This window comes from Halobium salinum, from assembly GCF_026586625.1.
Taxonomy (GTDB): domain Archaea; phylum Halobacteriota; class Halobacteria; order Halobacteriales; family Haloferacaceae; genus Halobium; species Halobium salinum.
In genome coordinates this window covers 152,165-172,660 of record NZ_JAODIW010000006.1, presented here as the reverse complement: position 1 = coordinate 172,660, position 20,496 = coordinate 152,165, and the positions used below count along the sequence as shown (strand labels likewise).

Genomic DNA, 20,496 nt, shown 5'->3' with positions numbered 1-20,496 from the left:
CAGCGACACCAGCGAAGCGAATGCCCTCCACTCGACTCACTCGGCGAGCGGCGCTCGCCGGAGTCGGCGCGTCGACGCTCGCGTCGCTCACCGGCTGTCTCGGCAGCGTCCTCACCAGGTTCGAACGCGACCACGACCGGGACGCCCCCGTCGGCGCCGTCGGCGCCGTCGACGGCCCGTGGCCGACCTACCAGCGCGATTTTCGGAATAGCGGCTACGCGCCCGACCTGTCGGGGCCGGACGAGTCGGCGACGCTCGAACTGCTGAAGGCGACGCCGACGGCGTTCGCGACGACCGTCTCCCTCGGCGCTGGCGGCGCGCTCGTCGGGGTCAGTGACGGGGACGGGAACGCAGGCGGGTACTACGCCCTCCCGGGGACAGGTGGTGGCCCCTCGTGGCGAAACGGGTACGTCCACGGGAAGTCGTCGCCGACGGTCGCCGGCGATGCCCTGTTCGTCTCGACCGCCGAGTACGTCGCCGCCTACGACGCCCGCACGGGCGAGCACTGTTGGTCGGTGACGGGCGAGGGCGTCGGCGACACGCGCAACGCGCCGGTGCTCGTCGGCGAGACGGTCGTGGCTCACGGCGGCGACCTGGTGGTCGGTCGCAACCCGGCGACGGGAGCGGAGCGCTGGCAGTACGAGACCGACCACGGGTTCGGCGCGTCGGTCGTCGCCGTCGGCGACGCGGTGTACGCCCTCGTGACCGACCGTGACGAGTCGGCCACGACCGCCGAGAGCTCCGGCGACGAGGACCGTTTCGGCGTCGTCTCGCTCGACGCCGCGACCGGCGAGGAGCGCTGGCGACGGCTGGACCTTCCGGAGCCGAGGTCGGCGCTCGTCGTCGACGACGGGCGGGTCTACTACGGTGCGCCGGACGGGGAGGTGTACGCCCTCTCGACGGGCGACGGCGGGACGGAATGGCGAGCGTCGGTGGGATTCGACGGCGACTCGGTCGCCGGCCTCGCGGTCACCGACGAACGGCTGCACGTGGAGTCCTCGACGACCGGCGAGCTCGCGGCGCTCGGCGTGGAGACGGGCGAGGAGGCGTGGAGCCGCTCGGTGGTCGAGACGAACTACCGGGCGCCGCCAGTCGTCGCCGGTGGCACCCGGTTCGTCGTCGGCTCGCGGACGCTCGGGGCGCTGGACGAGACGACCGGCGAGACCCGGTGGTCGACCTCGCTGGGCGTCGAGCCGGTCGGTCCGCTCTCCGTGTCCGAAGACGCGCTCTACTTCGTCGGCGAGGGCCGCGAGTCGGGCGTATACCGGGTGCAGTAGCTCGCCGGTGGGGGTTCGTGAAAAGGTGTGTTCGCGAGGAGACGCTCAGAGGTCCCGGACGTACGGGTACGCCGCGCCCAGCACGAGGCCGTAGACGACGTGGCCGACGAGGCTCGTCGCGTTGAAGTTCGGGAGGTTCGGGGGGTCGGCGAAGCCGACGGCGCTCAGCCAGACGGGCATGACGAGCGCGGCGAGGACGACCCAGAGGACGACCCCGTAGGCGACGCCGAGGCCCGCACTCCGAGCGAGGTTGTCGCCGTAGCCGGTCGCGCCGACGATGGCGGCGAAGACGACCCCGAGGACCGCCGCGTGGGACATGTGGGCGACCCAGCCCGCGAGCCCGCCCTGCAGGCCGTACATCGCCGGGATGGCCATCTCGATGACCGGTGTCATCATGGTCGTGAGCATGACACCCATGACCAGTCCGCCGGCGACGCCGGCGAGCACGCCACCCTTCCAGTTCCCGGGTTCGGTACGCTGTACAGTCTGAGTTGCGGTGACTTCTTCTGACGCCATACGGGGTCGGATACATCGGAGAGGCCGAAAACACCACCTCGGGAGGGCGAACGCGGTGCATCACGAACATAAGACTATATGGTAGTTGTTGTCAGGCCCGTTTCCTTTCCCGCCTCCCAACCCGGTGAGGAATCCCGCGCAACGGACGATTTCCACTCCCGAAGCGCACCGGCGTCCACTTTCACCCCGCTTCCGAGCGTTTTAATCCGGAGAGGGCCCAGATGGGGACAGTGGCCGACACCGATGCGTTCCTCCGGTTCTTCCCCTACGACCGCCCGTACCCGAACCAGCGGGAGGCGATGGGTAGCATCGCCACCGCGCTGGACGCGGACCGCGACGTGCTCCTCGAAGGGGCGCCCGGGACGGGGAAGACCCTCTCCGCGCTCGTCCCCGCGCTGGAACACGCCCGCCGCGAGGACCGGACGGTCGTCATCACGACCAACGTCCACCAACAGATGCGCCAGTTCGTCGCCGACGCCCGCGCCATCACCCGCACCGAGCCGATTCGGGCCGTCGTCTTCCGCGGGAAGTCGTCGATGTGTCACATCGACGTGGGGTACCAGGAGTGTCAGACGCTCCGGGATACGACGCGCTCCGTGGTGGAAAAAGAGGAGGACGTCGCCCAACTCGAGGGCCAGGAGCAGGCGCTGCTCGACCGGATGCAGGGCGGCGACGACGGCGCCGCCGAGGCCAGAAGCGCCGTGATGGACGAACTCGACTCGCTGGAAGAGGAGTTGGACGACCTCCGGGACGGTACCGTCTGCGAGCACTACTACAACAACCTCGTCGGCGACAACGACGAGTTCTACTCCTGGCTGTTCGAGGACGTACGCACCCCCGACGAGATATACGAGTTCGCCGAACAGCGCCAGCTCTGCGGGTACGAACTCCTCAAGGAGGGGATGGAGGACGTGGACCTCGTCGTCTGTAACTACCACCACCTGCTCGACCCCATGATTCGCGAGCAGTTCTTCCGGTGGCTCGACTGCGAACCGGAGGAGGTCATCACCGTCTTCGACGAGGCCCACAACGTCGAGGGCGCCGCTCGCGACCACGCCACCCGCACGCTCACGGAGAACACCCTGGAGAGCGCGGTGAGCGAGCTGGAGGAGGCGGACGACTCCCGCGCCGAGTCGGCGCTGAACGTCGTCGGCGCGTTCCACCGCGCCCTCACGCGGGTCGTCGACGACAACCTCGAATTCGGGCAGCGCGAGTCGGTCGGCGAGGAGTGGGAGGACGTCCCCGTCGCCAACGACGACCGCCGCGACGACCTCACGCTCGCCTTTCTCGACGAGTACGCGGGTCGCGGCATCGACACCGAGATAGAGCTCGCGTTGCAGTTGGGGAAGACGCTCGACGAGCAGTACGAGGACGCCTACAAGAACGGCGAGTCGACGACGCGACAGGAGTGTCAGACCCTCCAGGCGGCCGCGTTCGTCGAGTCGTGGCTCGGCGAGGGGACGAAGCTGGGCCAGTACCCCGTCTGTGCCGTCCGGCGCGACTCGGGGACCGAGGAGGTGTACGGCCGCGCCGAACTGTACACCTGCATCCCGAAGGAGGTCACGAAGGCACTGTTCGACGAGGTGGCCGCGAGCGTCCTGATGAGCGCCACCCTCCGGCCGTTCGACGTGACCGAAGCGGTGCTCGGACTCGACGACCCCGAGACCCTCGCGTACGGGCTCGCGTACCCCGAGGAGAACCGGCGGACCTACTCGGTGAAGACGCCCGCGCTGTTCGCCAGCGAGCGCGACAACCCCGCCACGCAGGAGGTCATCGCCGACACCCTCGCCGACGTCGTGCGGTTCACGCCGGGCAACGCCTTGCTCTTCTTCCCCTCCTACTCGGAGGCCGAACGCTACCACGAACTCCTGACGGGCCGCGTCGGGCGCGGCGTTCGGGGGGGCAGTTTCGGACCGGACGGGGAGGGGGCGAACGGTCCCGGAGGCGAAACCGGCACCCTCCAGTCGACGTCGCAGTCACGGACCCTCTATCTGGACGAACCCGGCACGCGGACGGAGGAGTTACGCCAGCGGTTCGTCGCCGAGGACGACGCCGCGCTGTTCACCTCGCTGTGGGGGACCCTCGCCGAGGGGGTGAGCTTCGACGACGAGGACGCCCGCTCGGTCGCCGTCGTCGGCGTGCCGTACCCGCACCTCTCCGAGCGGATGGACGCCGTCCAGGACGCCTACGAGCGCACCTTCGGCGGACGGAAGACGAAGGCGGCCCGTCGCGGCGACGACGTGGGCTGGCGGTACGCGGTGGAGATTCCCACGGTCCGGAAGACCCGGCAGGCCCTCGGGCGCGTCGTGCGCGGGCCGGGCGACTTCGGCGTCCGGATGCTGCTCGACAAGCGTTACACGGCGACGGACATGGGGAAGTACTCCGTCCGGAGCGCGTTCCCGTCGGAGGAGCGAAAAGAACTCATCGACGTCAAACCCGAGAAGCTGAAGTTCGCGATGTTGAACTTCTACACCGACCACGACGCGTACGACGGGCCGCCGCCACAGCCGTGAGTCGGTCCGGCCCAAGACGGTCCGTCCCAGGACGGTCCGGTCCGAGACGGTCCGACCACTGCGGAGCCCGCGACCGCCCACACTTCCGCCGTCGTGTCATTCATACTCGTCGGGCCCAACTAGAACGCGATGAGCACGGAGCCCCCCGGACCGAACGGCGTCCCCCTCCTCGGCAACACGGGTCAGTACTCGCGCGACCCCTTCGCGTTCCTGACCGCCGTCGGCGACGCCTACGGTGACCTCGCGCAGTTCGAGCTCGGCCCCATCGACGTGTACATGCTCACGAACCCCGACGACGTCGAGCGGGTACTCGTGGGAGAACACGAGAAGTTCCGTAAGCCGGAGTTCCAGGACGACGCGATGGGTGAACTCCTCGGCGAAGGGCTGTTGCTGAGCGAGGGCGACACCTGGCAGCGCCAGCGTGACCTCGCCCAGCCGGCGTTCAACATGCAACGCCTGTCGTCGCTGGCGCCGACGATGACCGCGAAGACGGAGTCGATGCTCGAGGGATGGCACGACGGGGACACGGTGAACGTCGAACTCGAGATGGCCCGCCTCACCGTCGACATCATCGTCAGCGCCATGTTCGGCGTCGACATCGACGAGGAGACCGTCCGGCGGGTGCAGGAGAACCTCGAACCGCTCGGCCAGCGTTTCGAGCCCGAGCCGTTCCGTTTCCTCATCCCCGACTGGGTGCCCACCGAGGAGAACCGGAAGTTCGCCTCGGCGGTCGACGAACTGGAGTCGGTCATCGACGACCTCGTGGCGAAGCGCCGCGGGACGGAACACGGCCCCGCTTCGGACGTGGTGGGCGCTCGGGAGACCGCGGGCGACGGCGACGACCCGCCGATGGACCTGCTCTCCATCATCCTGCGGGCACAGGAGCGCGGCGAGCAGACCGAGCGCAACCTCCGCGACGAGATGATGACGATGCTGCTCGCGGGCCACGACACCACCGCCCTGACGCTCACCTACGCCTGGTATCTCCTCTCTCAGCACCCGGAAGCCGAGGAGAAGGTCCACGCGGAACTGGACGAGGTGCTCGGCGGCGAGGTTCCGACCGCGGCCGACACCCGCAAGCTGGACTACCTCGAACGCGTCCTGCTGGAGACGATGCGGCTCTACCCGCCCGTCTACGTCATGTTCCGCGAGACGAAGACCGACGTGCGACTGGGTGGGTACCGGGTCCCCGAGGGCGCCGCCATCATGCTCCCGCAGTGGGTCGTCCACCGCTCCGAACGGTGGTACGACGACCCGCTCGAGTTCGACCCGGACCGCTGGCTCCCCGAGCGCCGGAGCGAGCGCCCGCAGTTCGCGTACTTCCCGTTCGGCGGCGGCCCCCGCCACTGCATCGGTCGGCAGTTCTCGCTGCTGGAAGCCAAGTTGATTATGGGGACGGTCGGACAGCGATACTCGCTGGAGTACGCGCGCGACGAGCCGTTCGAGCTCCGCGGGTCGCTCACGATGCATCCCGCGGACCCGATGGAGATGCGGCTGGAAGAGCGGTGAGTTCGGGCCGGGAGAGTTGACGATGGTGCCACGAGGAAGAGGAGGACTCTCGAAAGGGACCCACCCACAGCACTGCAGCCTCGCGCCTCCCCAACTCCGACGGCTCGCCGACGCGAGACTCGCTTCGCTCGTCTCACTGGCTCCCGTTCGTCTTCGCCTCACGGGAACACGGAGGACGAGCGGGGACCGGAGGTCTCGCTGCGAGGGCGGCCGAGCGAATCGGCTGGGAACGGCGTGGTTGTGGAACCTGGTGGACTCACGAAGGGCGAGAGCGCGGGGCGCTGCTGGGCTACTATCGCCGGTGCACACTGGAATCCGACTGCAATCGGAGCCGAACCACCGAGACCGAACGAAACGAGAATCGAGGACTGAAGCTTTTAAGCGCCCTCCCCACACCACTGTGAGACGATGAGTCAAGCGACGAAGATCGTGCTCGGAACCATCGGTGTCTCGGCGGTGCTCGCGGTCCTGATTATCCTGCTGACCGCACTCGCGTAGTACGACACACGACCGAGATGTTCTCACAGCGTTCGCTCCCGGAGGACCTATCGGCCGTTCGCGACGAGCACGCGCCGGACTGTCTCGTGCTCGACGTCGACGCCGACTTCGAGACGCTCCCGCCGGCCAGCGCCGAGGAGCTCGGCCTGCTCGCCGACTCGCTCTCGCCGGCGTCGTACCCAAGCGAGTGGCTCCCCGAGGACGCACCCGCGCTTCTGAAACAGTACGCGAGCGGGACGTTCACCGTCGGGATGCCCGGCGACGGCACCGTCGTCTGGACACGCCAGACGACGCCGCCGACGGTGCTGGCGAAGAAACGCGCCGAGGGGACCCCGGAGGAGTTCCTCGACTTCCTGTTCGCCGAGGCGTTCGTCCAGGTCGGCCTCGACGTCCCCGAACACGCGCTCCCCTTCTTCGGCGCGCGCTACCGCGACCTCGACGACGCGGTCGGGCTCGGCCCGGTCGCGCTGTACCAGGTCGCCGGCGCGCTGTACGAGGCGTGGGTCGGACTGCAGACGAGAGGGGCCTTCCGGTCGTGGGAGACCGACCACCCCCGGCTGTACGATGCCTGGGCCGACGCCGGCGAGCGGTTGTCGGGACGACTACCGGGCCTTCCCGGCGAGGTCGCCCGCGGCGAGACCGAGTTCGCGGCGGCGACGGAGTACGCCTGCTCCGCCGTCAAGCACGGCCTCGACCTGCCGGCGCCGTTCGACGCGCTGGACACGGCCGCCTATCGCGACCACGGCGCCGACTACGCCGTCCGTTGGGCGGAGAAGACGTTCGCACAGCTTCGAGAGTAGCGAGCATCGAAGGCGCGTCGGAGAGCAAGAGCGCACGGCCGGGCGGGGACCACGTCGCCGTCGTCGTCGACCGAATCAGTCCTCGTAGGAGACCGTCCCGTCCTCGTGGAGGTCGACGACGCCGTCGAAGAGGGTTCGGAACCGGTCGAGGGTCTCCTCGTCGTGGACCTCACTGGAGAGGTGGAAGATGCCGACCGCGTCGTGTTCTTCGAGCAGGTCGGTGAGCTTCTCGGCGGCCTCGTAGGCGCGGTCCTCGTCGGCGTAGTAGGCCATCTCGGTCAGGGAGTCGACGCTGACGCGCAGTTTCCCCTCGTGTGTGTCGAGGAAGTTCCGGGTCTGCTCGATGATGCCGTCTAAGTCGTCCGGCGCGGAGACGTAGTGGACGTTCTGGCTACTGCGCCGGGAGTACCCCCGCTCGACGGAGAGGGTGTCGAGGACGACGGCCTTGGACTCGTCCACGTCGTAGTGTTCGAGCTTTTGGAGCACCTCGCGGGCCGTGGTGCGCGTCGAGATGACGAAGAACGCGTCGGTGTCGGTCTTCAGGAACTCCGTGTCGATCCGGTCGGTCTCGCTGATACTCGGATGGAGCAAGAGCAGACTCGTCCCGCCCGGAATCGTCTCCGGCGCGTCCTCGATGGCGAGGGCGTAGTCCATACCCGGAGAACCGACCGAGCCGACTTAAGGATGTGGCCTCCGTTCGGGGACCGCGACGGGGTGTTGGGCAGTCGGTCGCGTCACGCGAGCGCGAGAGAAGCGACCGCGGAGGGTCAGAACACGCTGTCCGCGGTGGCCGCCCCGATGACGCTGAAGACGGCGCCGACGCTCGTCGCCTTGAGCGTGACCCACAGGACGGCGGGGCTGAACACCATCCCGAGGAACTGGTACGCGGCGGGGTCGGCCTCGACCATGTCCGCCAGAAACGTCCCCGGCGCGTCGAACGCCAGCGCGAGGATGAACACCGAGAGGTAGGAGACGGCGATGAGCGAGATGTACCGGAGCGGCACCCCACCGAACTCGGCCTCGCGGTCGGGGTTGCGGTCGTCGGCCTTGTACAGCGCCCCGTAGCCGACCGCGAGTACGATGGCGACCGTGATGACGCCCTGCATCCACGACATGCTCCGCGCGAGCACCCACACCTCCTCGGTGACGACGAACGGACCCGCCAACAGGAACCCCCCGACCACCTGCTGGGCCGTGTCGGCGATGGCGAATCGACGTCGCTTTCCGACCATACCGGCCCCTCGTGGTGACCGGATTAAAACCCCTCGCGCCGACCCGCCGACGGCGGCCGTTCGTCGTTCCTGTCAGGGCGGAGTACGGCTCGTGTGCGTCAGCGTCCCCGTACGGACGACGCGAACCGACGACGCGTGCGGGTGACGAGGACGGGGCGCTCATCGCCGGAAGCGGTCCGGGTCGACCGGGCAGCGGCGGCACTCGACACGGCTCCGAACCGCTTTACTCCCCGCCGCGCCACCCTCCGACGATGAGCGTACGCGAGGAGTTCGACGCCTGGGCGGCCGAGGGCCGCGACAAGGGGATGGAGGAGCGCCACTGGCACACCGCGAAGCACGTGCTGGCACGGATGCCGGTCGAAGCCGGCGACCGCGTGCTCGACCTCGGCACCGGGAGCGGGTACGCCCTCCGCGCCCTCCGCGAGACGAAGGGAATCGGCCGCGGGTACGGCCTCGACGGCTCCCCCGAGATGGCTCGCAACGCGCGGTTGTACACGCACGGGGACGCCGGAGACGCCGGCGACGCCGACACCGAGGGGTACGACGACCTCGGCTTCCTCGTCGGCGACTTCGACGAACTCCCGTTCGCCGACGACTCGCTGGACCACGTGTTCACAATGGAGGCGTTCTACTACGCCGCGGACCCCGACCACACGCTCGAAGAGGTGGCTCGCGTGTTGAAGCCGGGCGGCACGTTCTACTGCGCCGTCAACTACTACGAGGAGAACGTCCACTCCCACGCCTGGCAGGAGAACATCGAGGTGGAGATGACCCGGTGGTCCGCGCGGGAGTACCGCGAGGCGTTCCGTCGGGCCGGCCTCCACGTCGCCGAGCAGGACAACGTCGCCGACCGGGAGGTCGACATCCCGTCGGCCGAGGAGTTCCCGACCGACGAGTGGGAGAGTCGCGAGGCGATGGTCGAGCGCTACCGCACGTTCGGCACGCTGCTGACCGTCGGCGTCGCGCCGTAGTGTGAGGCTCCGGAAACGTATCCGGTGGAGAACGTCCGGTTTCGTTATTGAAAGGCTTTTGAGTGTGGGAGACTGCGACAGAGTACGGAACCCGGAATGCCTCTGTGCGTTCGTGCCCCGACGATGGAGGGGCCGCTTGAACGCCGACCGTTCTCTTCGCGCGGCCGTCGCGCGGGACTCCACAGCACCTCGTTCCGTAGGAGTCCACACCAATGTCACAGACTGTCCGTTCGCCGTCGCTCGACGCCAAGCTCAGTACGCTCAGCGAGCCGCTCCGTCGCCACGTGGTCCGAGAGGTCGCCGACCGGACCGACCGAACCGGCGACGCCCTCGCGGCGGGGACGTTGGTTCCGGAAGCGAACGGAGAACACCGGAAGTCGACGCTCGTAGAACTGCACCACGTCCACCTCCCCACGCTCGCCGAGAGAGGGTTCGTCGAGTGGGACGCCGACGAGGACGCGGTCCGCCGCGGACCCGCCTTCGAGGGGCTCCTGTCGCTCCTCGACACGGTCGCGGACCATGAGAACGACTCGCGATAGCGGCGTCCGAGACGCCGTCGTCGCCGACTCGGACCGAGCCGACCCGAGCAGTCTCGGCCGGACAGCCGAGACGGCGCCCCCGCTTCTCGACCCGCTCACCCGAGTAGCGTCCGGAGCCGAGGGTGGCGTTCGACGAGGTCGGTCCGTTCGAGGACGGCGTCGAGACCGAGGATTCGGCCCGCTCCGAACGCCCCGAGACCGAACAGCAACAGGGCGTACACGACGTGGTCGTCGACGACGATTCCGTTCGCCAACGGCAGGCTGGCCGCCCAGTAAAACAGCATCATCACCGCACCCCAGAACGCCGCCCAGCGGACGACGGCCCCGAGGAGGAGTGCGAGACCGACCAGCGTCAGCCCCCACGCGTTCAACGGGTCGACGAGCCACAGCCAGTCACTCGCGAGGGTCGCCCAGAACCCGACGAACGGGTTCCCCTCGGGGATGGCGTTCAACAGGAACCCCTCGGCGCTCCACGTCGGGTCCAGCACCTTCGTGATACCGGCGTAGAACAGCGTCCACCCCATCACCAGTCGGAGACCGAGCAGGGCGTACCCCACCCACGCCTCCGAGTACTCGAACTCGGTGCGTCGACCGAACAGTTCCGCGTCGAGTTGTCGGTTAGCCATCGGCGGTTACCTCGCGTGTGGACGTTCGGGTCGACCCCCCAAAAACGCCCGAAGCGGTTCCCAGTGTCTTGAAATCGGCCGGAGCGGGAAGTGGCTTCAGTGGTCGGCTTCGGAGCCGTCGGTCGAGGACGGGCGGTCAGTCGAGCAGCCGCGTCGCGTCCGCGTCGAAGCCCACCGTGACGCGGTCGCCCGGCTCCCCCTCGAAGGCGTCGAGCCGAACCGTCACCGGCGTGCCGTCCCAGTCGAGGTGGACGCGAGTGCGCTCGCCGAGGAACTCCGCGCTCGCGACCGTCGCCTCGAAGCGGTTCCACGAGTCGTCGCCGCGCTCCCGTGCCGTACCGAGTCGGAGATGCTCGGGCCGGACACAGAAGGTGAGCGTGTCGCCGGCCGACACCGACCTCGCGTCCGCACTCTCGGCTTCGTCGGCCGCCGGCTCCGCCGCGAGCGCGAACCGTGTCCCGTTCACGCGCACCGTGACCTCCTTCGTTTCGAGTGGAGAAACCGACGTGTCGTGTGCAGTTGTCGGCGTCGCGGTTCCGGTGTCGGCGACGGCCGAGTCGACGACTTCGCCCTCGAACACGTTGTTGTCGCCGACGAACTCGGCGACGAACCGGGTGGCGGGCCGACGGTACACGTCGCGCGGGGTGCCGACCTGTTCGAGCCGCCCGTCGTGGAGCACGGCCACGCGGTCGGAGACGGCGAGGGCCTCCTCCTGGTCGTGAGTGACGTAGACGGTCGTCACGCCGAGGTCGGACTGCAGTTCCTTCACCTGCACCCGCAGGCGCTCGCGGAGCCGGGCGTCGAGTGCGCTCATGGGCTCGTCGAGCAGGAGGAGGTGGGGGCCGGGCGCCAACGCCCGGGCGATGGCGACGCGCTGTTGCTGGCCGCCGGAGAGGGCGTCCGGCTCGCGCTCGCCCATCCCCGAGAGGTCGACGAGGTCGAGCAGGTCGGCGACGCGCGCCGCTTTCGACTGGCCGTCCGGCGGCTCGGAGAACCGGAGGCCGTAGGCGACGTTCTCGGCGACGCTCATGTGCGGGAACAGCGCGTAGTTCTGAAAGACGACGCCGACCCGGCGGTCCTCAGGCGGGACGCCGGCCACGTCGTCGTCGCCGAACCTGACCCGACCCTCGGTCGGCGACTCGAATCCGGCGAGCAGTCGGAGCGTCGTGGTCTTCCCGCAGCCGGAGGGGCCGACGAGCGTGAAGAACTCCCCGTCCTCGACGTGGAGGGAGAGCTCCGAGAGGGCCGTCGAGCCCGCGTACTCCTTCGTGACGCCGTCGAGATGGACGTCGGTCATCGGCCGAAGGCACCTCCGTCCCGGTCGGTGTCGGCGCCCTCCCGCTCTCGTTCTCCCGCGCGCTCGCCGAAGCGCTCGACGACGACGAAGCTCAGGCTCGTCACGACGAGGAGCACGACGCCCATCGCCGTGGCGGGACCGAGCCGCCGACCCAGGAGTCGTTCGACGGCGACGGGCATGGTGTAGCTCTCGGCGCCGCTGGCGAGTACGACCGTCGAGTCGAACTCGCCGACGCTGATGGCGACGGCGAAGGCCGCACCGGCGACGACGCCCGGCCAGACGAGCGGGAGTTCCACGTCGAGGAGCGCCCGGGTCCGACTCGCGCCGAGGCTCCGGGCGGATTCGACGAGCCGTCGGTCGAGGCCGCCGAGCGCCGGCGCGACGTTCCGGGTGACGAAGGGGTAGGCGGCGACGGCGTGAGCGGCGACGATGGCGACCGGACCGCCGACGGAGAGCCGGACGCCGAAGACCTCGACGCCGAAGACGAGTCCGCGGAGGAGACCGAGTCCGACGACGATGCCCGACACCGCGAAGGGGGCCATCGCGAGGGCGTCGACGACCTTCCGGCCCCGGAAGCGACGTGTCGTGGCGGCCGCGACCGCGACCCCCATCGGCAGAGCAAGCAGGAGGGCGCCGACCGCGAAGCCGACGGAGTTGACGACGGCGGTGAAGGGTTTCACCTGGAAGCTCGCCCCGGTCTGCTGGCGTTCGAGCAGGAAGGCGTAGTTACGGAGGGTGACCCCCTCGGCGCCGGCCACGGAGGCGACGACCATGCTGACGAGGGGACCGAGGAACACCAGCGCGGCGACGAGCGCGTAGCCGAGAACGGCGAGGCGGGTCGCCGTCGCCTTCGGGGTCCAGTCCGCGGGGAGGAGGGGTCTGCGGTCGAGCGGTCTGACGCCGCGCCCGCCGCCGCCCTGTCGGGCCTCGAAGCGGAGGTAGAGGTACGTGAGCGTGATGGAGAGGGCGGTCTCGACGGTCGCCAGCGCCGCCGCCTCGGCGTAGTTCAGGTCGTTCGCGAGCTTGTACACCCACACCTCGACGGTGGCGAACTGGAACCCGCCGAGCGCGAGCACGATGGGGAAGGAGGCGAAGGTGAACACGAACGTCAGCGTCGCGCTCACGAGAACCGCCGGCAGGAGCTGTGGCAGCACTACGTCCCTGAACGCCCGCGTCGGCGAGGCGCCGAGGCTCCGGGCGGTCTCGACGGTCCGGGCGTCGACGCCCTCCCACGCCGCCGTCGTCAGGCGGGTGACGAGCGGCGCGTTGTAGAACGCGTGGGCGACGACGATGGCCGGGAGGGTGTAGAGGAGGCCGAGACGGGGGAGTCCCAGTGCGGTGAGGAGGCCGTTCAGCGGGCCGCCGGCGCCGAAGAAGGCGACGAAGCCGACCGCGACCATCACCGCCGGGAGGACGAAGGGGAGGATGGTGAGCGACCGAAGCGTGCGGCGGCCGGGGAACTCGAAGCGGGCGAGCACCCACGCGCCGGGCAGGCCGAGGGCGACGCTCGCCAGCGTGGAGAGCAGCGCCTGGTAGGCGGTGAAGCCGACGAGCCCCAGTCCGCCCGCGAACGCGGCGGCGGGGTCGGTGACGACGACCCCGACGAACCCGACCGGGTCGGCGACGAGGTCGGCCACCCAGCCGACGTAGAACGGGTCGGTGAGCACCCGCGCGAGCGGGTCGAGGGTGACCGTCCCCTCGACGAGCACGGCGTCGACGAACACGGTCGCGACCGGGTAGTAGAACAACAAAACGAGCGCCAGCGCGGTGAGCGTGCCGGCGATGGCCAGTCCGCGGCGGGTGAGTGTGTCGGCGAGGTCGGCTCGAAGCCGGCGGAGGAACCCGCCGGTGTCGGCGGGTTCGCGGTCGGTCGCCGGTGACGACTCCCCGTTCACGGGCGTCCGTTCGCCCCCGTCCCACCTGAACGTGGCTGCCGCGACGCGATGGTCGACCGGTACATCACCCGGTGGTTCTACCGAGTGGTACTTAGCGGGACCGATGTGCGACGGGCGCGAGCGGCGGCGAATCGGTGACGGCCGGTCGACGGCCGGCGTCACCTGTCGGGTGACCAGTCGGTATCGACCCGGGTGCTACTCCGAGTAACAATCGACGGACGCTGTGCCGACGGATATTACCGACGCGACGGCCCGGAACCGAAGCGACGGAACCGTTTTATCGGTCCCACGAAACGCACGACCGTGCCACCAAGCCGTCGTCTCGCGCTCGTCGCCTTGTTCGCCCTGTTGGCCGCCCTCTCGGCGTACGTCCTCGGCGGCGTGCTGTCGACCGTGTTCTTCGCGGTCACCGTCGCCTACGTGCTCTTTCCGCTCCGGCGGCGGCTCGTCGCCCGTGGCTTCTCGCGCCGACTCGCCAGCGTGGCGGTGACGGCGCTCGCCTTCCTCGGGTTGTTCGCCGTGGTCTCCCCGCTGTCGTACGTGCTGTACCGCCGCCGGAGCGTCGTCGTCGACCTGCTACGCGAGCTCCCGGACGAGCTCGTGCTCGAAGTGGCCGGGTTCCGGTACGTCCTCCCCACCGCGCCGCTGCTCGACGCCGCCCGGGAGACCATCGCCTCGGTGGCACTGACGGCCGCGAGTGCGGCGCCGGTACTGACGCTGAAGGCGTTCCTCTTCGCGCTCCTGGTGTACGGGCTGTTGTACAAACCCGGCGACGTCCGCCGGGCCGTCTACGGCTTCGTCCCGACCGAGTACCACGGCGTCGTCGACGCGCTCCACGAGCGGGTGCGCTCGACCCTGCTCGCCATCTACGTCCTGCAGGCGGCGACCGCGGTCGGCACCGGCTTGGTCGCCTTCGTCGTCTTCGTCCTGCTGGGGTACGGCTCCGCACTGACGCTCGCCATCGTCGCCGCGGTGTTGCAGTTCGTCCCCGTCGTCGGCCCCAGTGTGCTGGTCGTCGCCCTCGCCGTCGTCGACCTGGTCGGCGGCGACGTCCAGCGCGCCGTGCTCGTCGTCGTGCTTGGACTGACCCTCGTCGGATTCCTCCCCGACGCCGTCATCCGGCCCCGGCTGGCCGGCATCGCCTCGGACCTGCCCGTGAGTCTCTACTTCGTCGGCTTCGTCGGCGGCGTACTCTCTGTCGGCCCCATCGGGTTCGTCGCCGGCCCGCTCGTCGTCGCGCTGCTCGTCGAGGTGGTGAGTCTGCTCTCCGCGGAGGCCGACGCCACCGACAGTGTCGGAGCCGGTGGCGAGGCCGCCGTAGGGGCTGAATCGCGACCCCACTCGGACTCGAAGACGAGCTGAGCAGCCCCTGTGGCGGCCCGCGTTGATCGATGTACGGACCGGCGTCGCGACTGACCGGGGCACTATCAGAAGCCATCCGATCAACCACGTTCGCCGTCGTCGGCTCCTCTCATGTCGTTGGTGACGCTGGTCGCGTGTCGACTGGCGGCGGCGGTCTGACCACGTCGGCTGGTCAGCGGCCGCGCGGGCGCCGGACTCGCCGAAGTAGAGGGAAAGGTACTCGACACGCACACCACCGATCGGCTCTCGTCCTCCCGAGGCCCCTGCTCCGTGGTGGCGGCGTTTCGTCGGTGAGTATCCAAATCCCGTACGTCCGTTCGCTATGATATATCTTCGAATAGGCATACTAGATTATACGTAATAGTGATAAAGTGAGTAGTTGAGGTGTGAGATGAAAAATCAGTTGGGGGCGGCGGACGCGGTGCGAACGCGTTTGAATTCGGCCCTGCAAGTCCGGAGTCAGGACGTCAAGGCACCCGACGTACTCGCGGATGCGGTCGGCGAGGTCGGAGAGCGGCTACGGGCTTCCTACGGCTCGTCGCCGTCGGGGCGCGCTGTGAGACGGCAATTCGAGGGCGCGAGACGGCGACTTTCGAGCGAGCGGGAACGGGTGGTGACGTCACTGGCGGCCCGTGTCGGACGACACTATTCGTCGTTACCGTCTTCCGAGCGGAGGTTGGGAACGGCGTCGGCCGACAGCGGCTCGACAGGCGGCCCGCCAGTGACCCGCCGATACCCGTACTTCGAGCGCGCCGACGGCGGGTCGACAGCGGGAACCCTGGACGGTGACAGCGTCTCGCCGTTGATAGTTGCGAGGGTCGCGAGAACGCTTCCGGGAGTACTCGTCGGCTCCAGCAGCGGCAGCGGCGGCGCCTGTCGTGCGGTGAACCGGTGGGCCACGGAAGAAGTCGAAATACCGGTCGAACGATTCTTCACCCGCTGGCGGAAAGAGTGTGAACGGGTCAAGAAGCGAATCGAAGAGCGTGTCAGAAAGCCCGTAGAGAAGTGGGTTTCCCGGGAAGAACGGAAGTGCAAGAAGCGTCCGTGGTGGCACCCGGCACGTTGGTTCTGTGAAATCGCACTCGTCGTCGTGAAAGTGGTGACGTGGGTAGTGGTGACCGTGGTGAAGTGGGTTGTCTATCTCGTTTGCAAACTGGTCCGCTTCCTCGTTCGACTGGTCGTTATGATCGTGATTCGAGTACTCAAGTTCGTCGGAACGTTCCTCGTTTGTTTGTTCACCGACCCACTGCAGGCGCTCGTCTCGCTCCGGGACCTCTGGTCGGACCTCCTCGAGACAGTCGAGGAGGTCGTCGACTTCGCACAGAGTCTGCTCGACGACGTCGTCGAAATCCTCGACGACATCGAACGGCTCGTCGACTCGCTAGCCTCCTCGTTCGGGGTCGTCGGAGCGTTCTTCGCGAGCGTCCTCAAGTGGGCCCTCCACATGGGGAGGGACCTGCTCGGAATCGTTCGGGATCTCACGGAGGGCATCCAAGATGTCGTGTTCGGCATCCTGCGACTGAACTGGTGCCGAATCGCCAGCGGCGGCGTCGAAATCGGATTGCAGATAGCGCGGGCGGTCACGTGGGTGACGCGGATTCCGTTCGGTCTCCTCGGAAGCGCCCGTGACTCGGTCACCCTTCACGAAGTCGAATCGGAGGTCGACCGGGCTCTCCGGCGCCGTTTCGGGGACGACGAGGACGCCCTCGAACGTGCTCGCGACCGCGTCGGAGTCGGCAGTCGGCCGATGGGGCTTCCGATGGAAGTACGGCCGGTCCGCCTGTTCGTCTCGACGGAGAGTGAAGTCGACCTCCGGGATCTCCACCGAGATGGCGTCATCGACCTCTATGCGATGGCGGGTCACGCGTCGCGGTGTCCCGGCGGTCCACTCGACAGACCTACCGGTGAGGTTGTCTACGCCGGTACTGACAAGACCGTCTCCTACAGGGACATCGACCTGTATCTGGCTGAGGGACCGGAGGCCGTGGCCGAGTTCCACGCGTTCGCCATCCGAACGGACCGGTTCCGTCGGTATCTCGACACTGCCCGGCGAAAGGCCGCACAGCTCGGCGTCCAATTGTGGTGGAAGGACATCGGCGCCTTCGAAGTACACGACCGCGACTACGTGCCGTTGGACCTCCGCTCCGAGGGACCGAGCGCGGGCGACGACACGCCGCCGATCGGCGGTGAACGCCGAAACCCGGTCGTGGAACAGCTACTCGCCGACGTGTACGGCCGAACCGGGCGTGACGACCCGCTCTGTGAGGTCCCTCTCGTCGCCGTGTTCAGCTACACCGAAATCCGCGAACGCCAACCGTTTGGGTTCGCCAGCTGGTTCCGCCCTCCGTCGTTCGCCGGGATACTCGGCGACGACGACGACTACGAACAGGTCAGCGGTGCCACGTTCCGGGACCGCCAGCCGTACTGGCCGTTCCAGTTCGTCCCGATTCACGAGGTCGGCCACTATCTCGGGTTAGACCACGCGAACCACGAGACGCCGGACCTCATCATGATGAGTCCGGTTGACCCGAACTGGATATCCCAACGTGCAATCGTTGAATATCTCCTGTTGACCGGGGAGCCTCGGTTCACGCTGGAAGACTTACGGATGACGTGGCGGTGGGTGACGGAGGTGGCCGACGACGCCTGTTTCGGGTGAGGAACGGCAGTGCGTGGTGAGCTACAGGGTAGCGGTTTGCCGGTCGAACCCGCCGTCGGGCCGCTACCTGAGCAACCGAGCCGTCGTTCAGTAGTCGGTCACCTTCGACTGCACCCGGCCGTCGTCGAGTTCGGGCGCTCGCGTGTCGCCGAAGTACTTGGCCAGTTCGTCGCGACCGAGGTCGTCCGCTTCGTAGAGGTAGGCGATTTCGGTGAGCGACAGCGACTCGTCCGATTCGAGCTTCCGTCGAAGCTGGTCGGTATCGAGGGCGTGTAGCGTCTTCGAGAACGTCACCGTCGCCGCCCGGTCCTCCCGCGCTTCGGCGAGGTTTACCCCCTCCCGCAGGACGGCCTCGAAGTCGAGGTCGGTGTGGTCGACGCCCCGGTAGAGGAACGCCACCGCCGAGACGAGCGCGTCGAACGCGACCGTCCCGTCGTCACCACCGAGTCGCTTCTCGAAGAGCAGTTCTACGTCCCGGTCCGAGAGCGCCCCGGTCAGCAGTTCGAAGTCGAGCAGCCCGTCGTGGACCCGGTCGCGGATTCGCCCCCGCGTGTTGCGCTCGGACTGGACGCTCGCCAGGTCGCTCTCACCACGCAAGTACGACCGGTCGGCCGGGCTGAGTAGCCCGCGGTCTCGCTTCCCAGTCATAATCTGTTTCGAGTTACGTTGTGCGCTCTCCTGTTGTAAGTATAACCCAATACGGATTATTTACTGCGTTCTGCCCACCAAACGCTTATCAACCTATTCGGAGACCGATTAGTCGCCGATTCGGTCGGGAAGCGGCCGTTCGAGACCCACGTCGCGGGAATCCGCCGAGAGTGGCGACTACGACGTGGCGACCAGCGACGGGCACGGCTTCCGCCGGACCGTACACCCGGCCACCGACTCACCGGACTCACCTCACATGAGCCAACCCACTGCCACCGACCGCGACGCCACAGTACAGCCCGCCGCCTTCGACGCGACCGTCGAAGCCGAGCCGCTACAGACGGTTCTCGACGCCGCCGCGGTGCTCGTCGACGAGTGCATCGTCCGGCCCGAGCCCGACGAGTTCCGAATCGTCGCCACCGACCCGGCGACCGTCGGCATCGTCGACGCGACGGTCGACGCGGCCGCTTTCGAGCGCTACGAGACGAGTGGGGCGCGCCTCGGCGTCGACCTGACGCGACTCGCGGCCGTCGTCGGGATGGCCGACGGCGACGACCTCGTGGGACTCTCGCTCGACCCCGAACGTCGCCGCCTCGAAGTCCGGGTCGGCGACCTCGTCTACGCGCTTGCGCTCGTCGACCCCGACGCGGTTCGCTCGCTCCCCGACGTGGTCGACTTCTCCGAGCACTTCGTCGCCCGGGTCCAACTCGACGGCGGAATGCTCTCCCGCGGTGTCGACGCCGCGGTGATGGTGTCGAACCACGTCGAAATCGGCGTCGAGAAGGCGGACGGCGACGGCGAGAACGGGGGGAGCGACGCCGTCCGAACCCTCCGCCTCCGAGCCGAGGGCGACACCGACAGCGTCGACTTCGGCGTCGACGAGGGCGACTGCGGGGTCTTCGAGGTGGACGCGGGCGCCGAGGCCCGGTCGCTGTTCTCGCTCTCCTACCTCTCGGAGATGAACCGGGTCGTGCCGAGCGGACGGCCCGTCACCGTTCGCCTGGGCGAACAGGAGACGCCGATGGACCTCGCGTTCGACGTGGCCGACGGCGAGGGCCGGGTGACGTTCGCGCTCGCGCCGCGCATCTCGCGGGGGTAGGGTGGCGTTCAGTCGTCGTCCTCGCCAGTCGTCTCGGTCTCCAGCGGCCCGCCTCGCCGCTCCCACTCGGTGAGGCTCCCCTCGTAGAACGCGATGTTCGGGTAGCCGAGATGCCGGAGGACGACGTAGGTGTGACTGATACGCCGGGCGGTGTTGCAGTAGAGGAGGACGCGCCGGTCGGGGGTGATGCCGCGCTCTTCGAGCAGCGCGCGAAGGTCGTCGTCGTCGCGGAGCCCCCGCGTCTCCTCGTTGACGAGTTCGCGCCAGTCGATTTGGACGGCACCCGGAAGGTGGCCCTCCTCGTACTCCCACGCCTCGCGGGTGTCGACGACGACCGTGTCGGGGTCGTCGAGCGCCTCGGAGACGGTCCCGTAGTCGACCAGCGGGTCGTTCACGGGGTCGCCGACCGCGTACCCCTCTCCGGGCTGGATATCGGCTCCCTCCCGCGAGACGCCGCGTTCGCGACTCCACGCGCTGAAGTCGCCGTCGAGGAGGCGCACGTCCTCGTGGCCGTAGTGTTCGGCGGTGACGAGGAACCGCGCCGCGAACACGCCGTGGGTGTCGTCGTAGGCGACGAGCGTATCGTCCTCGCCGATACCGGCGCCGTCCATCAGGTCGGCCCACACGTCGGCGCCGGGGAACATCCCGGCCTCGCCCGTCTCGTCGTCGCGGCCGTCCCCGTCTTCGTCGTTCTCGGCGGCGTGCGTCCCCGCCCGAAAGCTGTCGAAGGGGATGCTCACCGCGCCGGGGACGTGGCCGATGCCGTCGTACTCCCAGGCGTCGCGCACGTCGACGACGCGGACGCCGGGGTCGGCGAGGTGGTCGGCGAGCCAGTCGAGCGAGACGACGGGGTCGGGGCCGTCGGCGGTGGAGTCGGTCATACCGGGCGCTACGGCGCCCCCGACGAAAGCGATACGGTCGTGACAGCCGTCCCGGAAGCCGGCACCGATTGCCGCCTTCTGTCTCGCGCGTAACTCCCCGGTCACGACGAACCGAGTTCGACCCAACGGGGGGCGCCGAACTATCGGCAACATATTCTGCTTCCCCCGATGAGA

General features: G+C 68.6%; 19 protein-coding genes. 10 read left to right on the top strand and 9 right to left on the bottom strand.

The window, feature by feature from the left end; translation table 11 throughout:
* The first annotated feature begins 20 nt into the window (after nucleotides 1–20).
* The gene (locus N5095_RS04275) at nucleotides 21–1,277 is read left to right on the top strand and encodes a PQQ-binding-like beta-propeller repeat protein (protein WP_267621443.1); all 1,257 of its coding nucleotides are present in this window, start codon (nucleotides 21–23) and stop codon (nucleotides 1,275–1,277) included.
* A gap of 45 nt (nucleotides 1,278–1,322) precedes the next feature.
* On the opposite strand, the gene N5095_RS04270 is transcribed toward N5095_RS04275, so the two are convergent.
* Nucleotides 1,323–1,793, bottom strand: a complete 471-nt coding sequence (locus tag N5095_RS04270) for a histidine kinase (RefSeq protein ID WP_267621441.1) — start codon at nucleotides 1,791–1,793, stop codon at nucleotides 1,323–1,325.
* A gap of 299 nt (nucleotides 1,794–2,092) precedes the next feature.
* Between N5095_RS04270 and N5095_RS04265 the strand changes: the two genes are divergently transcribed.
* From N5095_RS04265 to N5095_RS04255, 4 genes are all read left to right on the top strand, one after another.
* Nucleotides 2,093–4,306, top strand: a complete 2,214-nt coding sequence (locus N5095_RS04265) for an ATP-dependent DNA helicase (RefSeq protein ID WP_267623002.1) — start codon at nucleotides 2,093–2,095, stop codon at nucleotides 4,304–4,306.
* Nucleotides 4,307–4,435: 129 nt separating this feature from the next.
* Nucleotides 4,436–5,815, top strand: coding sequence for a cytochrome P450 (locus N5095_RS04260; RefSeq protein WP_267621439.1), 1,380 nt, complete (start codon nucleotides 4,436–4,438; stop codon nucleotides 5,813–5,815).
* Between the two features lie 408 nt (nucleotides 5,816–6,223).
* Nucleotides 6,224–6,313 carry a hypothetical protein gene (locus N5095_RS22505; RefSeq protein WP_425499017.1) on the top strand — a complete coding sequence of 30 codons (90 nt, stop codon included), beginning with the start codon at nucleotides 6,224–6,226 and terminating at the stop codon, nucleotides 6,311–6,313.
* 17 nt (nucleotides 6,314–6,330) lie between these two features.
* Nucleotides 6,331–7,113, top strand: a complete 783-nt coding sequence (locus N5095_RS04255) for a DUF7089 family protein (RefSeq protein WP_267621436.1) — start codon at nucleotides 6,331–6,333, stop codon at nucleotides 7,111–7,113.
* A gap of 75 nt (nucleotides 7,114–7,188) precedes the next feature.
* Here N5095_RS04255 and N5095_RS04250 read toward each other — a convergent pair whose 3' ends face one another.
* Nucleotides 7,189–7,767: a DUF7090 family protein gene (locus N5095_RS04250; RefSeq protein ID WP_267621434.1), complete on the bottom strand. Its 579-nt coding sequence runs from the start codon at nucleotides 7,765–7,767 to the stop codon at nucleotides 7,189–7,191.
* Nucleotides 7,768–7,880: 113 nt separating this feature from the next.
* Nucleotides 7,881–8,345, bottom strand: coding sequence for a DUF2391 family protein (locus tag N5095_RS04245; protein WP_267621432.1), 465 nt, complete (start codon nucleotides 8,343–8,345; stop codon nucleotides 7,881–7,883).
* A gap of 251 nt (nucleotides 8,346–8,596) precedes the next feature.
* Here N5095_RS04245 and N5095_RS04240 point away from each other — a divergent pair, with 251 nt between their 5' ends.
* A complete protein-coding gene (locus N5095_RS04240; protein ID WP_267621430.1) occupies nucleotides 8,597–9,316 on the top strand; it encodes a class I SAM-dependent methyltransferase in 720 nt (239 codons plus the stop codon).
* Nucleotides 9,317–9,528: 212 nt separating this feature from the next.
* The gene (locus N5095_RS04235; protein WP_267621428.1) at nucleotides 9,529–9,855 is read left to right on the top strand and encodes a DUF7344 domain-containing protein; all 327 of its coding nucleotides are present in this window, start codon (nucleotides 9,529–9,531) and stop codon (nucleotides 9,853–9,855) included.
* A 95-nt stretch (nucleotides 9,856–9,950) separates the two neighbouring features.
* On the opposite strand, the gene N5095_RS04230 is transcribed toward N5095_RS04235, so the two are convergent.
* The 3 genes from N5095_RS04230 to N5095_RS04220 form a co-directional block, all read right to left on the bottom strand.
* Nucleotides 9,951–10,481, bottom strand: a complete 531-nt coding sequence (locus tag N5095_RS04230; protein ID WP_267621426.1) for a DoxX family membrane protein — start codon at nucleotides 10,479–10,481, stop codon at nucleotides 9,951–9,953.
* A 136-nt stretch (nucleotides 10,482–10,617) separates the two neighbouring features.
* Nucleotides 10,618–11,778, bottom strand: coding sequence for an ABC transporter ATP-binding protein (locus tag N5095_RS04225; protein ID WP_267621423.1), 1,161 nt, complete (start codon nucleotides 11,776–11,778; stop codon nucleotides 10,618–10,620).
* The gene (locus N5095_RS04220) at nucleotides 11,775–13,568 is read right to left on the bottom strand and encodes an ABC transporter permease (RefSeq protein ID WP_267623001.1); all 1,794 of its coding nucleotides are present in this window, start codon (nucleotides 13,566–13,568) and stop codon (nucleotides 11,775–11,777) included. The genes N5095_RS04225 and N5095_RS04220 overlap by 4 nt, the downstream gene beginning before the upstream one ends.
* 408 nt (nucleotides 13,569–13,976) lie before the next feature.
* On the opposite strand from N5095_RS04220, the gene N5095_RS04215 reads away from it, so the two are divergent.
* Nucleotides 13,977–15,035 (top strand): AI-2E family transporter, encoded by a 1,059-nt coding sequence (locus N5095_RS04215; protein WP_267621421.1) that lies wholly within the window; start codon nucleotides 13,977–13,979, stop codon nucleotides 15,033–15,035.
* Between the two features lie 645 nt (nucleotides 15,036–15,680).
* Here the strand turns inward: N5095_RS04215 and N5095_RS04210 are convergent.
* Nucleotides 15,681–15,935: a hypothetical protein gene (locus tag N5095_RS04210; RefSeq protein ID WP_267621419.1), complete on the bottom strand. Its 255-nt coding sequence runs from the start codon at nucleotides 15,933–15,935 to the stop codon at nucleotides 15,681–15,683.
* 289 nt (nucleotides 15,936–16,224) lie between these two features.
* On the opposite strand from N5095_RS04210, the gene N5095_RS04205 reads away from it, so the two are divergent.
* Nucleotides 16,225–17,694 (top strand): hypothetical protein, encoded by a 1,470-nt coding sequence (locus N5095_RS04205; protein ID WP_267621417.1) that lies wholly within the window; start codon nucleotides 16,225–16,227, stop codon nucleotides 17,692–17,694.
* Nucleotides 17,695–17,781: 87 nt separating this feature from the next.
* Here N5095_RS04205 and N5095_RS04200 read toward each other — a convergent pair whose 3' ends face one another.
* Nucleotides 17,782–18,342 (bottom strand): DUF8102 family protein, encoded by a 561-nt coding sequence (locus tag N5095_RS04200; protein WP_267621415.1) that lies wholly within the window; start codon nucleotides 18,340–18,342, stop codon nucleotides 17,782–17,784.
* Nucleotides 18,343–18,598: 256 nt separating this feature from the next.
* Between N5095_RS04200 and N5095_RS04195 the strand changes: the two genes are divergently transcribed.
* Complete coding sequence (locus N5095_RS04195) at nucleotides 18,599–19,441, top strand: beta clamp domain-containing protein (protein ID WP_267621413.1); 843 nt, start codon at nucleotides 18,599–18,601, stop codon at nucleotides 19,439–19,441.
* Between the two features lie 8 nt (nucleotides 19,442–19,449).
* Here N5095_RS04195 and N5095_RS04190 read toward each other — a convergent pair whose 3' ends face one another.
* Nucleotides 19,450–20,322, bottom strand: a complete 873-nt coding sequence (locus tag N5095_RS04190; protein ID WP_267621411.1) for a sulfurtransferase — start codon at nucleotides 20,320–20,322, stop codon at nucleotides 19,450–19,452.
* Nucleotides 20,323–20,496 lie beyond the last annotated feature (174 nt).

Bases quoted from the DNA above. Each gene is read 5' to 3' on its own strand.
- N5095_RS04230 (WP_267621426.1), bottom strand. From the start codon at position 10,481: ATGGCTAACCGACAACTCGACGCGGAACTGTTCGGTCGACGCACCGAG.
- N5095_RS04265 (WP_267623002.1), top strand. From the start codon at position 2,093: ATGGGTAGCATCGCCACCGCGCTGGACGCGGACCGCGACGTGCTCCTC.
- N5095_RS04245 (WP_267621432.1), bottom strand. From the start codon at position 8,345: ATGGTCGGAAAGCGACGTCGATTCGCCATCGCCGACACGGCCCAGCAG.
- N5095_RS04270 (WP_267621441.1), bottom strand. From the start codon at position 1,793: ATGGCGTCAGAAGAAGTCACCGCAACTCAGACTGTACAGCGTACCGAA.
- N5095_RS04200 (WP_267621415.1), bottom strand. From the start codon at position 18,342: ATGACTGGGAAGCGAGACCGCGGGCTACTCAGCCCGGCCGACCGGTCG.
- N5095_RS04260 (WP_267621439.1), top strand. From the start codon at position 4,436: ATGAGCACGGAGCCCCCCGGACCGAACGGCGTCCCCCTCCTCGGCAAC.
- N5095_RS04240 (WP_267621430.1), top strand. From the start codon at position 8,597: ATGAGCGTACGCGAGGAGTTCGACGCCTGGGCGGCCGAGGGCCGCGAC.
- N5095_RS04250 (WP_267621434.1), bottom strand. From the start codon at position 7,767: ATGGACTACGCCCTCGCCATCGAGGACGCGCCGGAGACGATTCCGGGC.
- N5095_RS04190 (WP_267621411.1), bottom strand. From the start codon at position 20,322: ATGACCGACTCCACCGCCGACGGCCCCGACCCCGTCGTCTCGCTCGAC.
- N5095_RS04235 (WP_267621428.1), top strand. From the start codon at position 9,529: ATGTCACAGACTGTCCGTTCGCCGTCGCTCGACGCCAAGCTCAGTACG.
- N5095_RS22505 (WP_425499017.1), top strand. From the start codon at position 6,224: ATGAGTCAAGCGACGAAGATCGTGCTCGGAACCATCGGTGTCTCGGCG.
- N5095_RS04255 (WP_267621436.1), top strand. From the start codon at position 6,331: ATGTTCTCACAGCGTTCGCTCCCGGAGGACCTATCGGCCGTTCGCGAC.
- N5095_RS04195 (WP_267621413.1), top strand. From the start codon at position 18,599: ATGAGCCAACCCACTGCCACCGACCGCGACGCCACAGTACAGCCCGCC.
- N5095_RS04225 (WP_267621423.1), bottom strand. From the start codon at position 11,778: ATGACCGACGTCCATCTCGACGGCGTCACGAAGGAGTACGCGGGCTCG.
- N5095_RS04275 (WP_267621443.1), top strand. From the start codon at position 21: ATGCCCTCCACTCGACTCACTCGGCGAGCGGCGCTCGCCGGAGTCGGC.